Raw genomic sequence first — 15,296 nt, forward strand, 5'->3', positions numbered from 1 at the left:
CTGTTTTCCTAATGGAGTTGGTTCAAAGATTGTCTTCGATCCATCTTCTGATTTTTTTCGTCCAACCTTCCGAACGGTCCACGGATTTCTGATCCATGTCCGTCATTCTATCTGCGTATTTGATCATTCCGATTACGGTCGAGAATTCGGGCGAAGACGCCTTCTCCGCGAGTCCGCTGATTCCGCCCGGTCTTGCCCTGGAAGCCGTTAGACGAAACACGTCTTCCGCAAGGGTGTCGATTCCTTCGAGAAGGCTTCCTCCTCCGGTAAGAATCACTCCTCCCGCAAGAAGTCCTTTTTTGCCGGACTTTTCGAGTTCCTTGTCGACCATCTCGAAAATTTCGCGCATTCTCGGTTCGATGATGGAAACGAGTTCTTCACGGAGCACTTGTCTTGCGGGTCTTCCGCTGATGGGAGGAATCTCGATCGTTTCCGTGGGATCGATTTCGGAAAGAACGGTATGACCGTATCTTTTTTTGAGTAGTTCGGCTGTTTCTAATGTGGTTTTGAGTCCGATGGAAATGTCGCTCGTGACGTTGATTCCTCCGAACGGAATCACGGAAGAATAAGAAATCCCTCCGTCTACGTAAACGATCAGATCGCAGATTCCGGCGCCTATGTCGAGAACGGCGGTTCCGAGATCCTTCTCACCCGAGGTCAACACGGCTTCGGATGATGCGAGGCTGGAAAGAATCATGACCTCGCAGACGAGCCCCGATGATTCAACACATTTTTCTAAATTATGAATTGCTGTTATACCCGCGGTCACGATATGAACTTCCGCTTCGAGACGAACTCCGGTCATTCCGATCGGATCGCGGATACTCGTTTGATCGTCCACCGAGAATTCTTTGGAAAGAACGTGAAGGATTTGTTGATCCGCGGGAACACGGATCGCTTGTGCGGCTTCGATCACTCGAACCACATCCGGTTCGGTTACGGTTCGATCTCGGTTCGTGATTGCCACAACTCCCTTAGAGTTATCCGCCTTTACAGTTTTGCCGGTGATGTTTACCGCTACGGAAGAAATTTCCTGACCGGACATGAGTTCGGCTTCGCTTACGGCTTCGATGATGGACCGGGTGGTGGATTCGATATTGATGATGGATCCGTTTTTGACTCCGGAAGAAGGATATGCTCCGGTTCCTATGATTTCCACTTCGTATTCGGAGATAGGTCGGGCCACGACCACTTTTGTCAAAGAGGTCCCGAGGTCCAATGCGGCGATGATTCTATCTCTCGGTTCCAACATATCAATGATAGACTGCGTCTTCTCCTCGGATGTCCACAAGTTCGGATTCGATCTTGTCTTTTTCAAAATATGCTAATATAGCGTAGAGTTTGCGAACCTGATCCCTATGAAGAAGAGTGCCGATCTGAATTCTCAAGCGAATCGGTTCGTCCGCGAAGAAGAAAATTTCTCCGTCTTCTTGTAGAAGAACCTCGGAGATTCTCGGCTTTAACGCGGGATACATTCTAAACGCTTGTTCGACGGAATTATAAAGATCGCGGAAACTTGCGTCTTGGATCGATCCATTCTTAATCGGAAAATTTCCGGAAAGAACACAAAGGTCCTTTTCGCGAACGTCGTCTTTGGAAAGAAGTCGTAACTCGCCATCGATCTCGTATAAATGTCCGTCGGAGTTTACGATGTAAACGGCCTTTCTTTCGGTAAGTTCGATGAGAAGTTGGTCTTCCGACTTTTTAGTAATGCGGGCGGAATTGACTCGGGGAAGTCTGGAGACCCTTTTTTCCAGAAGATCCAAGTCCAGCGTGTCGAAGGAGGTTCCGGGTTGAATTTCAAGCATTCTTACGATTTCTTCCGTTTTGAGCTTTTCATGCCCCGTAATGATTAACTTATTCAATTCTCGGGGAATCCCTTGAAAACCGAACCCGAGAATCATCCCAATGCTCAAGATTCCGACGAGGAGAGCCAAAAGGAGAATGTTTCTCCTTTTCTGCACAAATTCTCGTAGAAAGTCAATCAGATTATGTCTCATGATAAATTCTTCAGGGAAATTTCTTCTCTGGTTCCAATATCGGGATTTGTTGCGTGGAGTACATCCGTTTTTCTGAAGGCCCGTTGTCGACGCGGTCTTTCAGAAAGGTTTTGAGGAAGTTTGGAAAAGGTTTGCCGCTTTGTTAAAATGATTCATCGTCGTAAAGGTCGGAAGTACGAAATGCCGAGAATTCGAAAGGTAGTAGTTCCTACATTTTTCTAAAAAATCGGAACGTCCAAGTTTGAAACCGGGATCTGAAAAGAAGCTGAACTCATTATGAATCTTACCAAACACACAGCGGTCCTTACGGGAGTGATCTTCTTCCTGGCTTTTTCCTTGGGAATGTATATTTCCGTGATCGAAAAGGCGGGAACCAAGGACGATTATCCATACACGATGAAGATCTATTATCCTCGTTTGGAAGGAATTCATCCCGGCGCGCCGGTGCGGATTTTGGGCGTGGAAAGAGGGATCGTTTTGAGTTTGGACGTGGTTCCGATCGACGAAGTAGGAGATCAGAAATTCTTAAATAAGGATCAAACCAAGGCGATCGAAATCGTGATTCGTTTGAAGGAACCGATCACTCTTTGGGACAATTATAAGATCACCTTTCAAACCAATACGATTCTTTCGGGTAGAACCATCGATATCGATCCGGGTTCGTCGGAAAAGGAAGACACTACATTCTTTCAACCGACGTATTTGGAAGAAGAACAAAGACCTCCGGACTTCTTACCTTCGGCCGATTACTTTGAGGATTTTTTCGCGGCTTCCACGGGTGTGATTCGCGAGAATCGAGAGGATATTCGCGCTTCGTTTACCAATCTTTATGAGATTTCGGAAAAGCTGAAGTCGAACCGCGGAACGATTCCTCAGATCATCAATTCTCCGGAAACATACGACAACGTGTTGGAACTCCTTACCGACGCGAGAATTTTCGGCAACGACGCCCGTCGTTATACGGAAGGTTATCGCAAGTTGGAACGTTCTGCGCCGACTCCGTTTACGATCAATTTGTATCGTAGGACGACTTTGATCGGTAGTGTCGGGAACGATTACTATTTCGGGAAGTTGTAGTAGATCCTACACGATTTGTCGGAACAACGGTATAAGAGAGAACTTGTAATAGATCCTACATTTTTCGTTTTACCAAATCGTTTTTAAACCGCGAGCCTTATACTTTTTCATCTCAGAATCCTTACTAACAATGGTTAGCTTTCGTTTCATCGCCTGCCAAATTAACATTCGATCGAACGGATCTTTGTGATGGGATTCCGTTAAAGAATCGTAACTGCTTGCCTCATCGGCTTCCAAAGGAATGATTTCAATATTGAGTTTCGTTAATAAATCGGGAATCTGAGAAGGTTTGAATCCGGTAATTTTAAGTTTTCCTAATTTACATTTGAGAGAAATTTCCCACAACGAGATTGAACTTGCATATATGGCGTTTTCCGGGTTTTCAATGATTTCTCTCGCCCTTTTGCTGAGAAGATTTGAAGATCCGATTGCCCATAAAATTACGTGCGTATCCAGAAGATATTTCATGGTGAATCGAGAAATTCTTCCTCTGAAATTTTAAAATCTTCGGAAAAGGTTATTTTCGATTTTTGATCTAAGAATCCGATTTTTCGTTTAGCCGGTTTTTTAGGAGAGATCGGCACGATCATTGCGACCGGTTTTTTGCCTTTTCCGTAAAGAATGCCTATCTGTTCTCCGTTTTTAACGGATTCGAGAACTTTGGAAAAATTCGATTTGAGTTCGCCTACGGGAAAGGATTTCATATTCCGATTTTAAACTTTTTCTTGTCAACTTGTCAAGTAAAACGAAATCGGGAGGATCGGTTTTTGGCTATCGTATGTCGGAAGAATCATCGTAGCCACGGAGAATGTAGTAGTTCCTACATTTTCGAAAATTTACTTCGTACGTCGCTAAGAACGTAATAGTTCCCACACTTTCCTCCGACTGAAAATCTCCGAACCGACCGATAAATCCAATATGAAAGTTGCCATCATCCATGACTGGCTGAACGGAATGCGCGGAGGAGAACTCGTCCTCGATTCTCTCTTAAAAATTTATCCGACAGCCGACCTATTTACGTTATTCTACACACCCGGAAAGTTGAACCCACGGATCGAACAAAGAAAGATCACGACCGCGTTTACGAACAATCTTCCGTTTAAGGATTCCAAGTATCGTTGGTATCTTCCTTTGTTTCCGACGGCGATCGAATCCCTCGATCTAAAAGGATACGATCTTGTGATCTCTTCTTCCCATTGTGTGGCGAAGGGAGTGATCACCGATCCGGATTCGATTCATTTTAGCTATGTCCATTCTCCGATGCGTTACGTTTGGGATTTGTATTACGATTATTTTCCATCGCGCAAGGGTTTGAAATTTTTTGCATTCGAAGCGATTTCGAATTATCTGCGGACCTGGGATGTGGCTTCTTCTTCAAGGGTGGATTCTTTTTGGTCCAACTCGGAGTTCGTCGCGAGGAGAATTCAAAAATTCTATCGTAGAGAATCTAAGGTAATCTTTCCTCCTTGTTTGCCCGAAAAGTGGAAGGTCGATTCTCAAACAAAGGACGACTTCTATCTCATCGTCTCCGCCTTTGCGCCTTACAAAAGAATCGATCTCGCCATCGAAACGTTTCGTAAGAACGGCAAACGTCTTGTTCTGATCGGAGGCGGACAAGAATTTAAGAAACTGACTTCCGATCTTCCGAAAAACATCGAGATTCTTCCCCATCTAAAGCGCGAAGAGGTCCTCGAATATTACAAAAAGGCGAAGGCGTTTATCTTTCCGGGAATGGAAGATTTCGGAATCGCCCCCGTAGAAGCTCAGGCCTACGCAACTCCGGTCATCGCTTTCGGAAAGGGCGGGGCCTTGGAAACGGTGGTCGCGGGGAAAACCGGAGTATTCTTCCCCGAACAAACCGTGGAATCTTTGCAAGCCGCGATCGAACAAGCCGACCGGATTTCCTGGAAAACTTCCGATTTTCAGAAGAACGTAAGTCGTTTTACCGAGGAAAAATTCATTATCGAAATCAAAAAGCAGGTCGAGAATAGAATCAGAACTCCAAGGAAAAAAGGATAACCGTTTTGATTCTACTTCATAGACTAAAAGGGGACGAGTTTGTACTCAACGCTTCTCACATTGAGAGTCTTGAAGCCAATCCCGACACTACGATTACTCTTTCCAACGATCGAAAGTATGTGGTGAAAGAATCCGTTCCCGAAGTTATCGAAAAAATCTTAGAATATAAAAAACGGATTCTTGTGTTTCCTATGGGATCTTCTCCGGATCAGTTCAAAAGGATGGATTAATACAACATGGATTTTGGAACAATAGTCGGCTTAGGTGGCGCGAGCGTCCTGATGATCTTCGGGATCATTTCCGCAGGGTTAAGTCCATTGGATCTTTTTGACGTTCCTTCGATCTTGATTACGTTCGGAGGGGCTACTGCGGGAACGATCATGGCGGTACCTTGGGAATCCACTCTCGCGGTTGGAAAGGTTACTCAAAAAGTTTTTAGAACCGAAAAACACGATCTTATAGAATTGATTAAAACGTTAGTCTCCTTTTCGGAGAAGGCGAGAAGGGAAGGTCTTCTCGCGCTTGAAGACGACGTAAACGAACTTCCCGACGAATTCTTACGTAAGGGAATTACTCTCGTCGTGGACGGAACCGACCCGGAACTCGTTCGTAACATCATGGAAACGGAGATGGGAAACATCGCTTCCCGTCATAGTAACGGAAAGGCTTGGTGGGAAAACTGGGGCGCCTTGGCTCCGGCCTTCGGGATGATCGGAACTCTGATCGGACTCGTTCAGATGTTGAAGAACCTCGGTTCCGGTGACCCTTCGGCGATCGGAACGGGGATGGCGGCGGCTTTGATTACGACGTTATACGGATCCATGGGCGCGAACATGTTCGCGATTCCCGTCATGAAAAAACTCATGAGAAAATCCGAAGACGAACTTACGATCAAACAGATCATGATCGAAGGAACTCTTTCGATTCAATCGGGGGACAACCCGAGAATCGTGAAGGATAAGTTATCCTCTTTTCTTCCTCCGTCGGAAAGAGACGTTCTCAAGGACGACAGCGAGTAAACTCGGGCTTTCATTATGGCAAAAGCAAAATGTCCGGAATGTATTCAGAATATCCCCGAGTATATGCTTACCTACGGGGACATGGTGACGCTGTTGTTGTGCTTCTTCATCATGCTTTATACCACCGGTAAAACGAACGCGATCGAAATGCAGATCATTCTTTCGGCGTTCAAAACGACGACCGGATTTTTCGACGGAGGACAAACTCTTTCCAAAGGTAGATTGGAAGAGATGGGAATGAACATTGAAAGTCTTCCTTCTCAGACGACCGGAAAGGCTCTGTCGAAATCTAAAAAACTTGCCACCGAACTTTTTAAACCGGAAGTGGAAGCTGGAAAGGTAAAGATCACCGAAGACGAAAGAGGTTTGATTATCTCTCTCGTAAGCGCGGATTATTTCAATCCGGGTTCGGCGGTTCTAACGGATTCGATCAAGATCGCACTTCGTAAAGCGAGTTCGCTTATCAAAGAATTGGATCGTTTCGTAAGAGTGGAAGGACACTGTGACGCGGACGCGGTCAATCCCGGAATTCCCCCCGGAAAGGAAGAACGAGCTTATATCAACAACTGGGATCTCGCGGGAGCGAGAGCGATCAACTCCACGGATTATATCATCAACGTGGAGAAGTTGGATCCGGCCTGGTTTCAAGCTGTGAGTTTCGGAGCGTTCAGACCTTTGGTGGTCGAATATTCGGGAACACCCGAAGCGAAAGCGTACAACCGAAGAATCGATATCGTAATTATGACCGATAAGTCAACCAAGAGAAGTCCATATGAAACGAACTTTGGACTTCCAAAAACGAAAATTCCCGGCTCCGAATCCAGCGTACCTGGCAAAGAGTGATCGGAAGAACGACTAACGTTAAAATTCAGGAGGCAAACCCATGGGTGATGCGGAAATAGACGAGGAAGAAGGCGGGCTCCCCGCCGCCGAGGGTGGCGGTGGTACGTCGCCCATTATCAAATGGCTTCTTTATGTAGCCGGAGCCATATTCGGAATTATCATCGTCGCGATCATCGCGATGGTAGTCGCGAAACAAACAGCGACGAGTACGTTTAAACAGATGAAGAACGTAGCGTTGGTAAAACCTCCTCCGCCGTTGGCCAACTATAACTTTACGGAAGAATTTAGAATCAACACTTCGGACAAAGGCGAGGCTCACTTCGTGAAAATGAAACTCGCGTTCGGGATCGCCAAGGAAGATCAAACCTTATCCGCCGAATTAGCGGAAAGAAACGCGCAGATGCGGGATTTGATCAACCTGATCGTGGGAAGAAAGTCCAAGGACGAACTGATCAACATCGAGGATCAATTGGATCTACGCGAAGAGATCAAAGCTCAGGTGAATCACATTCTTACCGAAGGAAAAATTCAGGAAGTTTACTTTACCGAGTTTATCGTCAACTGATGAGAAAAATTCTTGGAGTGATCCCGGCACGTTATGCGAGCTCTCGCTTTCCGGGAAAACCTCTCGTAAAAATCGGGGATAAAACGATGATCGAGTGGACGTACCGGAATGCCTCCCGGTCGACCACTCTTTCCGAGTTGGTCGTCGCAACCGACGACGAAAGAATTCACAAAGTCGTATTAAAATTCGGCGGCAAGAGCGTGATGACGAGCGCGGATCATCCTTCCGGAACCGATCGTATCATTGAAGTCGCCGAAAAATTTCCCGATTATTCCGTGATCGTAAACATCCAAGGAGACGAACCCGGAATCGAACCGGAACTCGTGGACGGGGTCGCGAGTTTAAAAGCGTCTCATCCGGAATGGACGATGAGCACCGCGGCCGTTCCTTTATTAGAAATTTCTCATGGAACCGATCCCAATCGCGTAAAGGTCATCATGGATCAAAACGGAAAGGCGATCTATTTTTCCAGATCCTTGATCCCGAGTCAGTTTAAGGTCACGGTTCCCTTGTATCGACATCTGGGAATTTACGGATACGACCGTGATTTTTTGTTGAAGTACAATTCTCTACCGAAAAGCGCATTGGAAGAATCCGAATCGCTGGAACAATTGCGTGCGATCGAAGCCGGTTACGGAATCGGAGTTTACGTTGCGAAGGAAGCTGGGTTGTCCGTGGACACGCCGGCGGATCTGGAAATCGTAATCGAGGATTTTAAAAAACGGAAGTGGATTACTTAAGAGCTTCTTGAAGAGAATTGTGGATTAAGACGAAATCGGTTAATCCGACGATGTCCATTACCTTTCTGAAATGTTCGTTCAGACCGGCGAATTCGATCTTGCCCTTCGTTTCGGAGGCTCTGGTGATCAGGCTGATTAAAGTAGCGATCCCGGCCGAATTTATGTAGGAAGTTCCCTGAAAGTTCAGGATCACTCTGTTTCTTTTTTCAACGGGAATGGATTCGTATTTACCAACGATCTCCTCATCTGCTTCCGAAGTGATTTCTCCTTCGATATGAATAATGGGAACGGAAACGGTGAGATCTACGAAAATTTTGAACTCGTCGGACATAAGGAATCTTTCAACTAAAAATCGCTAAATTCCATTAAAGTCAATCGAATTACGCATAATTTCCGAGCTCGGTCGGAGACAATTGGTCAAATTGTCGCCCACATTTTTTGCAATAAAATTTAACGGACTTAGGTTTGGATGAAATTCCAAACAGGATCAAAAAGATGCCGAGTTTGGTATAAGTTTTTTCTTCCCTTGAGTTGGGAGAGGTCCTACTGATTCCGCAGTCTTCACCGCAGGGTGGTTGGTTATTGGGATTCACAAGAATAACGTGCTTTTGGGGTTTAAAAAATGCCAGTCGAAAAACCGGAAGTGGACCGGAAAACGAAAGTCTTCCGATCCGAAAGGGATTCTTAGTTTTGAGAAAGGTGAACTACGTATTTTGCAAGTAGTTTCAAATTCTCGTCGCCTAAGAACTTGTAAGCGACCATCGGACTCGCTGGGATCCCGTTGTTCAAAGTTTTCAAGATTCCCGCTTCCGTGTTTCCATTCTTCCACTGAGCGGCAGGCGCCTTGTAGTTACGAGGTTTCGGATTTAAGCTCGCGGCCGCGGCTCCGTCTCCAGCTCCTTTTTCACCGTGACAGGAAGAGCAATTTTGTAAAAAGATTTCCTGTCCTTTTTGAAGTTCGGGGCTTAGAGCTGAAGCGGTTTCCGTCGCGGCAGGCGCAGGAGTTTCAGCTGGTTTCTCGGACTTATCTCCGCAGTTCAGAAAAAGAACCAAAGAGGTAAGAGCGATTACGATGGAAATGATCATATTTTTGGAGTTCATCGAAAATCACCTCTATATATGCGAACCAGCTTATCTTAGGAGGAAAATTCACGATAGAATTTTTTTGTCAGATAATTGTCACGGGACTTGATTTTTCTCAAGCCCCGTAAAAGAATTAAGCGGGGTTGAAAATGAATCCGGTTCCGGATTCTTCCCTTTGAAATCGAACAGGAAGATCGATCTTTACCGATTCGGTTACGGCAACACCGGAAACTTCTCCTTCCAAGATTCCCATCGTTTTGATTCCTTCCTCCAACTCGATCACGGCGAGAACATAAGGCGCTCGTTTTGCGAGATGACCGAAGCCTACATGCACAACCGTGTATGTATAAATTTTTCCTTTACCGGAGAATTGAATTTCGGACGTTTTCGAACTTCCACATTGCGTGCAAGCAACCGAAGGTTCCGTCATTTGAAAACCGCAGTCGTCGCATTTTTTTCCTTTCAATATTTCTAATATAGTTTCCGACATGTTTAAATCCTCTGAAGAATATGAATACAACTCACCGCGCCCGGTCCGCCCAACACGTGTGTCAATGCGGTTCTCGCGTTGGTCACTTGACGTTTATCCGATTGATCCCTAAGCTGAAACGTCATTTCGACGATCTGGCCGATTCCGGTCGCTCCGACAGGATGTCCTTTCGCTTTGAGACCGCCCGATGTGTTTACGGGAAGTTTTCCGCCGAGACGGGTATGTCCGTCCATCGTATAAGAACCGCCTTTGCCCTTGTCCACAAAACCAAGATCTTCGATGTTGATGATTTCGGTAATCGTAAAACAATCGTGACATTCCAAAACGTCGATTTCTTCCCGTTTTACTCCGGACATTTTAAATGCTTCTGCGGCGGCTTGAACCGTTGCGGGAAAACTTACCGAATCCTTTTTTAATGCGACGTTGAAATAATCTCCTCCGATTCCCGATCCTTTGATGACAACCGGATCTTTGCGAATCGATTTCGCTTTGTCCAAGGTAGTGATCACAAGCGCGGTGCTTGCGTCCGTCACTAAGGAAACGTCATGAAAACCAAACGGAGTTGTGACCATTCTCGCTCTCATGATATTGTTAAACGAAATCTCCTTTTGTTTGTGTGCGAACGGGTTCAAACTTCCGTGATAGTAATTCTTTTCTGCGACCTTTGCGAGCATTTCTTTGGTCGTTCCGAATTCGTACATGTGACGGATCGCGTTGAGGGCGAAACCGGAAGGTCCGGAAATACAATAACCGCCTTCCACATCCGCATCTTGACCTCTTGCTACGATTTCCATCGTCGTTTCAGGATCGAGCCCGTTCATCTTTTCAACACCAAGAACCAAAACCGTATCGTAGATCCCGGCGGCTACGGCCAAGAATCCCTGACGCGCCGCGATTCCTCCGGATGCGCAGGCTCCTTCGGTGCGAATCGCAGGACGATCGCCTAATCCGAGTAAGTTGGCCGCATAAGAACCCATCGTGTTTTGTTTGTTGAATTCGTTACCCGCGTAGTTTCCCACGAAAACCGCTTGGATTTCCTTACGATCGATACCCGCGTCCAGAATCGCTCCGTTTCCCGCTTCGGTTACAAGATCCCTCAAGGTTCTGTCCTTATGATTTCCGTGTTCCGTTTCGTAAGCTCCGATGATCGCTACTTCTCTCATGGAAGTCTCTCCGTTTATAAAATTAGAATTTTAGAATATACTGATTTTTAAAGCGCCGATCGGAACAAACTTTTTGAAACGTTTTTTAAAATGAATGAACGTTCATTGGTAAGGTCGTTTTCGATCGGAATCTATGGAAGAAGAATCAGGAAAGGCTTTCGAGTGCACTTCTTTTTTTGTAGGGAAATATCAGTATGAGATCCTACAAGACGGAGAGTTTTAGTTTTTGGATAAAAGCCTAAAGTAGGAATTCCTTCGATTTTTAAAAATGAAACGCCGCTCCCGCGCTGACCGATTCCGAGTTTTGATTTTTTAAATATTCAAGAAGGAAGTTTGCGTTCTTCCATCTAAATTCCATTCCGATCGTTCCATACCAATTCGAATGACTGATAAAAAGATTTCGTTTTAAGTCTATAAACGCAAGAGTAGGGTTTGTCAAAAAATCATCCCGATTGCTCGAAGATGAAAGTGCCACGTTGCGATCGACTCGAATGTTCACCGTACCTTGGTTATACATCGCGCCCAAACCCCCATACATGGTAAAGAATCCGATCGTCTTCGCATAACGAAAGTCTACGGTCGCGGAATACAGATTCGAGTTGTAGGAAAGATCGTTGATCCCGATCCACTTTCTTCTTTGACCTGAAAGATTGACGTTGGTCGGTCTTCGATCGTAAGAATGAAGTTGAATCGTCTGCAAGGATTGATATAAACCGAATCCGAAAGAAAGTCCGTCGTTTGTACCTTCTTCCGAAGAATTTTTTTCCGCAAAAGGAAAGTATCTTAGATTGAGTCCCGAGTTTGCGACCTTGCCGTGTAAGTCCGTTTTTCTGATTTTTAAAAAAGGAACGTTCTGTTCCGAAAGTTGATACGGAAAATAATGAAAGTGAAGATTCCATTTGTAAAGTTCGGAATTCGAATTCGAGAACAAAGCTCCCAAGTTCACTCCTAAATTGACGGAGGGCGACGCGGCGATTCCTTGTTTCGGAAGTTCGCGTAGTTCCGAGTTTTCGAAAAAATAATTTCTCGGACTCAGGTTCGTTCTTGCGACCGAGTAACCAAGACCGATTCTCCCTTTAGTCAAACGGGTTCCACCCAACAAGGAAGAATTGATGTTTTGTAAAACGGCGGATTCTCCCATGGAAAGAAGAAATTCTTTTGTATAAACGGCGTCTAACGCGGGATCGATCAGATTTGCGCCGAACGTGATTTCGCTTGGAATCGACGCACATTCCACACCGATGCAAAGCGCTTCGGAATACGAGCTTTTTGAAACTAAGAATAAAAAAAGAATTATAAAGACGTAATGTTTCAAGGTTGGGAACAGTTTGTGAAAAACGCATTCTTAGGAAAGCGTTTTACGAAGCGCGAAACCTGCGAAATTCTTTTATCTTTTTCCGATTTCCGGAAGTCGTTTTGCTTGAAGAAGAGTATTCTTTTGAAAGAACAATATTTTTGAACATGTTCAAAAATATTGTTGATGGAAATTAACGTCTCTGCAGAATCCGGTTTTAGATCTCGGAAAGTTTTGCGTTTTTAAATCCCCGGATCGTTTAAGGAGAACTTTTATGGAAACGGAAAAACGAAAATTTAAAGTCGCACAAATCATAACCGCTTGTGTGATCGCAGGCGCGTTGATTGCGTTTCTGATTTTCGCTCCGTTTTGGGCTCTCAATGGAAATTATGGATACGTTCTTTTTATCGCATATCCGTTTTCACTGGGTGCCTTGGGCGGATTTCTCATTTCCATTTTTACAAAAGACGCCGTACGGACTTTCGGTTACGTTTTCAAAGTGACGTTTATACTTACGATCCTTTCCATTCTCGTATTTTTTGTTTACGCAAAGGAAGGAATAATCTGTATTTTGATGGCGCTCCCCATCGTCTACGTTCTGCTTTTTATCGGAACGTTATTCGGCTCCGTGATTTATCAGAGAGTTTTTTCCAAGTATCTGCTGATATTGACGGTTTTGTTTTTTAACGTTTCCGCGTATCTTTACGACTACGGCGACAAAGAATCGGATCTGCACGAAGTCCGAACCTGGGTCGAAGTCGACGCTTCTAAAAAGGAAATCTGGGAAAAACTCGTCTCCCCGTTCGAGTTCGGAGAGGCGAACAACTTTTTTCTTCGCAACGGAGTTTCCTATCCGATTTCCATGAAAATCGTAGAATATAATAAAAAAAGAATATTATATTGCGATTATACGAACGGCTCCGCCTCGGCGGATATCGATTCCTTTGTGAACCAGGAAAAAATATCCTTCTCCTTTCCCGAACCCCAGGTCACCATGAAGGAAACTTCGCTTTACGGAGAAGTGGAGCCGAAACATATCCGCGGAAAGATTTGGGCCAAATCTGGAGAATTTCAATTGATGGAAATTTCCGGAAATCGAACCAAACTAATCGCCGTTACGAAATACGTGAACAACCTAGGTCCGAAGTTTTATTGGGAGTTATGGGAGAATTATCTGGTGGACGAGATGCACCTTCACGTTCTGAACAAGGTCAAAGAAAAACTCGAGTCCAGATGATTTCAATTCGTTTCGCGAATTCGGATCGGATTAGAATATAATAAAAATATGATATTATCGGGTAACGTCGAGAATCAAAGGAGATTTTTCGATCTGTTTTCGAGGAGTTATCATCTGATGGAATTTTTTACCTTTGGGTTGGCCAATCGGACGAGAAAACGTTTTTTAAGAATTTTGAACCCTTCGAACGAAGGAATCGTCTGCGATTTGATGTGCGGAAACGGAAACAACATAGGAATTTTAAAAAAAGATTTTCAGTGCGGGAAAATCATCGGCGTGGACGTTTCCGACGGCATGATTCGAGTCGCGCGAGATCGTTTCGGAGAAGAGGACGTTTTTTATTTTAACGAAAACGCTTTGTGCTCTTCGGTTCCTTCGAATCACTGCGATTTTGTGAGTTGTAGCTTTGGACTTAAGACCTTACAACCCGAGCAGAGGGTTCTTTTGATTTCGGAAGTGTATCGAATTTTAAAACCTTCGGGAACCTTTGTGTTTATGGAATTGTCCAAACCTATCGGTTTCGTTTCCATATTCTGGAAATTTTATTTTTTGTTTTTTCTTCCTCTGATCGCAAGACTGTTTTCGTATCCGTTCGTGAAAAGGAAATATTTAACGGATTCGATTTATGACTTCGGAAGTATTTTTTCTGACGAAACGTTCTATCGTTCCGTATTTTCAAAATTGAGATTTTTTCGTTGGTATGGTGGAATCGTAACCGGAGTTTCCGGAATGAAATCTGAACCATCTAACGTTTGTTAACTGAATGTTCGGTTCGGTTGGGTGCGGAAAAAATTTTCAGGAGAAGAAGAATCCGGATACGAAACAACCCGACTGCGGGGATGCGGTGCAACTAAAACAACAAACAAAACAAACAACGCAGAGATAAAAAAGAATTCTTCCCTCCGCGTTGCAACGGATCTTACATTCCGATCGCGGCGCCTCCGTCCACTCTCAGATACGTTCCCGTGATATAGTTGGATTGATCGCTTAAGAAAAACTTAACCGCGTTGGCGATCTCTTGTTGTGTTCCAGGTCTTCTCAAAGGAATGAACATAGGATCGGTCAATTTCTTTTGAACCTCTTCCGGTAAAGAGGAAGTCATATCGGTTTGAACGAAACCCGGACATACCGCGTTTACAAGAACGTTTCTTCCCGCAAATTCTCTTGCCGCAACTTTTGTAAGAGCGATCACTCCCGCTTTGGAAGAGGAATAGTTTGCTTGTCCCGGTTGTCCCGTAAGACCGGAAACGGAAGAAATGTTTACGATTCTTCCGGACTCGGCTTTGAGAAGAAGTTTGGAAGCATACTTGGTCATCAAGAAAACTCCCTTTAAGTTTACGTCGAGAACGAAGTCGAATTCTTGTTCGGACATTCTTATGAAAAGATTATCCTTAAGTACTCCCGCGTTATTCACGAGGAAATCCAATTTACCGAACTTCTCCTTAACACCCGCGATCACGGCCTCACAGTCGTCCGGTTTGGTGACGTTGCAGGGAATCCCTAAAGTTTTAACGCCGAATTCTTTAGCGATGTCGGTCGCGGCTTGTTCGATATGTTCTTTATTGAGGTCGACTACGACTATGTCGCCTCCTTCTTTTGCGATTGTATTTGCGATGGCTCTTCCGAGACCGCGAGGAGACGCCGCTCCGGTAACGAGTGCTACTTTCCCTTCAAACTGTTTAGACATGATTTCCCTCGTGTCGAGATTCTAATTGGCTTTCCATTTCCGTAAGAGAAATAGAATTGCCAAGTAAAAACTTTCTTTC

Annotated in this window: 20 protein-coding genes; 9 read left to right on the forward strand and 11 right to left on the reverse strand. The window is 44.8% G+C overall.

Features of this window, described 5'->3' with window-relative positions:
* Positions 1 to 22 precede the first annotated feature (22 nt).
* Together ftsA and CH367_RS01830 are read right to left on the reverse strand one after the other, a co-directional pair.
* The gene (ftsA, locus tag CH367_RS01825; RefSeq protein ID WP_100760797.1) at positions 23 to 1,252 is read right to left on the reverse strand and encodes a cell division protein FtsA; all 1,230 of its coding nucleotides are present in this window, start codon (positions 1,250 to 1,252) and stop codon (positions 23 to 25) included.
* A 1-nt stretch (position 1,253) separates the two neighbouring features.
* The gene (locus CH367_RS01830; protein WP_100760798.1) at positions 1,254 to 2,000 is read right to left on the reverse strand and encodes a cell division protein FtsQ/DivIB; all 747 of its coding nucleotides are present in this window, start codon (positions 1,998 to 2,000) and stop codon (positions 1,254 to 1,256) included.
* Between the two features lie 276 nt (positions 2,001 to 2,276).
* On the opposite strand from CH367_RS01830, the gene CH367_RS01835 reads away from it, so the two are divergent.
* Positions 2,277 to 3,077: an MlaD family protein gene (locus tag CH367_RS01835; protein WP_100760799.1), complete on the forward strand. Its 801-nt coding sequence runs from the start codon at positions 2,277 to 2,279 to the stop codon at positions 3,075 to 3,077.
* A gap of 69 nt (positions 3,078 to 3,146) precedes the next feature.
* On the opposite strand, the gene CH367_RS01840 is transcribed toward CH367_RS01835, so the two are convergent.
* Together CH367_RS01840 and CH367_RS01845 are read right to left on the reverse strand one after the other, a co-directional pair.
* Positions 3,147 to 3,545, reverse strand: a complete 399-nt coding sequence (locus CH367_RS01840) for a type II toxin-antitoxin system VapC family toxin (protein WP_100760800.1) — start codon at positions 3,543 to 3,545, stop codon at positions 3,147 to 3,149.
* A complete protein-coding gene (locus tag CH367_RS01845) occupies positions 3,542 to 3,781 on the reverse strand; it encodes a type II toxin-antitoxin system Phd/YefM family antitoxin (protein ID WP_100760801.1) in 240 nt (79 codons plus the stop codon). Before CH367_RS01845 ends, CH367_RS01840 begins: the two co-directional genes overlap by 4 nt.
* A gap of 214 nt (positions 3,782 to 3,995) precedes the next feature.
* Here CH367_RS01845 and CH367_RS01850 point away from each other — a divergent pair, with 214 nt between their 5' ends.
* The 6 genes from CH367_RS01850 to kdsB are packed head-to-tail and all read left to right on the forward strand — an operon-like array spanning position 3,996 to position 8,263.
* On the forward strand, positions 3,996 to 5,096 hold the full coding sequence (locus tag CH367_RS01850) for a glycosyltransferase (protein ID WP_100760802.1): 1,101 nt from the start codon (positions 3,996 to 3,998) through the stop codon (positions 5,094 to 5,096).
* A gap of 5 nt (positions 5,097 to 5,101) precedes the next feature.
* Positions 5,102 to 5,326, forward strand: coding sequence for a flagellar FlbD family protein (locus CH367_RS01855; RefSeq protein ID WP_100760803.1), 225 nt, complete (start codon positions 5,102 to 5,104; stop codon positions 5,324 to 5,326).
* A 6-nt stretch (positions 5,327 to 5,332) separates the two neighbouring features.
* Entirely contained in the window at positions 5,333 to 6,115 is a 783-nt protein-coding gene (locus tag CH367_RS01860; protein ID WP_100760804.1) for a motility protein A, read from the forward strand.
* Between the two features lie 15 nt (positions 6,116 to 6,130).
* On the forward strand, positions 6,131 to 6,958 hold the full coding sequence (gene motB, locus CH367_RS01865; protein WP_100760805.1) for a flagellar motor protein MotB: 828 nt from the start codon (positions 6,131 to 6,133) through the stop codon (positions 6,956 to 6,958).
* 40 nt (positions 6,959 to 6,998) lie between these two features.
* The gene (locus CH367_RS01870) at positions 6,999 to 7,523 is read left to right on the forward strand and encodes a flagellar basal body-associated FliL family protein (protein WP_010573664.1); all 525 of its coding nucleotides are present in this window, start codon (positions 6,999 to 7,001) and stop codon (positions 7,521 to 7,523) included.
* The gene (gene kdsB / locus CH367_RS01875; protein ID WP_100760806.1) at positions 7,523 to 8,263 is read left to right on the forward strand and encodes a 3-deoxy-manno-octulosonate cytidylyltransferase; all 741 of its coding nucleotides are present in this window, start codon (positions 7,523 to 7,525) and stop codon (positions 8,261 to 8,263) included. The genes CH367_RS01870 and kdsB overlap by 1 nt, the downstream gene beginning before the upstream one ends.
* Here the strand turns inward: kdsB and CH367_RS01880 are convergent.
* From CH367_RS01880 to CH367_RS01905, 6 genes are all read right to left on the reverse strand, one after another.
* Positions 8,256 to 8,594 carry an STAS domain-containing protein gene (locus tag CH367_RS01880; RefSeq protein WP_100760807.1) on the reverse strand — a complete coding sequence of 113 codons (339 nt, stop codon included), beginning with the start codon at positions 8,592 to 8,594 and terminating at the stop codon, positions 8,256 to 8,258. The two genes, kdsB and CH367_RS01880, sit on opposite strands and share 8 nt — an antisense overlap.
* A 49-nt stretch (positions 8,595 to 8,643) precedes the next feature.
* Positions 8,644 to 8,856 (reverse strand): hypothetical protein, encoded by a 213-nt coding sequence (locus CH367_RS01885; protein ID WP_100760808.1) that lies wholly within the window; start codon positions 8,854 to 8,856, stop codon positions 8,644 to 8,646.
* 91 nt (positions 8,857 to 8,947) lie between these two features.
* Positions 8,948 to 9,364: a c-type cytochrome gene (locus tag CH367_RS01890; RefSeq protein WP_020985592.1), complete on the reverse strand. Its 417-nt coding sequence runs from the start codon at positions 9,362 to 9,364 to the stop codon at positions 8,948 to 8,950.
* A gap of 115 nt (positions 9,365 to 9,479) precedes the next feature.
* Entirely contained in the window at positions 9,480 to 9,836 is a 357-nt protein-coding gene (locus tag CH367_RS01895; RefSeq protein ID WP_100760809.1) for a Zn-ribbon domain-containing OB-fold protein, read from the reverse strand.
* A gap of 2 nt (positions 9,837 to 9,838) precedes the next feature.
* The gene (locus CH367_RS01900) at positions 9,839 to 10,999 is read right to left on the reverse strand and encodes a thiolase C-terminal domain-containing protein (protein ID WP_100760810.1); all 1,161 of its coding nucleotides are present in this window, start codon (positions 10,997 to 10,999) and stop codon (positions 9,839 to 9,841) included.
* Between the two features lie 262 nt (positions 11,000 to 11,261).
* On the reverse strand, positions 11,262 to 12,314 hold the full coding sequence (locus tag CH367_RS01905; protein ID WP_100760811.1) for an Lsa36 family surface (lipo)protein: 1,053 nt from the start codon (positions 12,312 to 12,314) through the stop codon (positions 11,262 to 11,264).
* A 253-nt stretch (positions 12,315 to 12,567) separates the two neighbouring features.
* Between CH367_RS01905 and CH367_RS01910 the strand changes: the two genes are divergently transcribed.
* Complete coding sequence (locus tag CH367_RS01910) at positions 12,568 to 13,530, forward strand: ABC transporter permease (RefSeq protein ID WP_100760812.1); 963 nt, start codon at positions 12,568 to 12,570, stop codon at positions 13,528 to 13,530.
* Positions 13,531 to 13,578: 48 nt separating this feature from the next.
* Positions 13,579 to 14,289 (forward strand): class I SAM-dependent methyltransferase, encoded by a 711-nt coding sequence (locus CH367_RS01915; protein ID WP_100760813.1) that lies wholly within the window; start codon positions 13,579 to 13,581, stop codon positions 14,287 to 14,289.
* Positions 14,290 to 14,449: 160 nt separating this feature from the next.
* On the opposite strand, the gene CH367_RS01920 is transcribed toward CH367_RS01915, so the two are convergent.
* Entirely contained in the window at positions 14,450 to 15,217 is a 768-nt protein-coding gene (locus tag CH367_RS01920; protein WP_100760814.1) for a beta-ketoacyl-ACP reductase, read from the reverse strand.
* Positions 15,218 to 15,296: the final 79 nt, after the last annotated feature.

The organism is Leptospira barantonii, assembly GCF_002811925.1.
GTDB lineage: Bacteria > Spirochaetota > Leptospiria > Leptospirales > Leptospiraceae > Leptospira > Leptospira barantonii.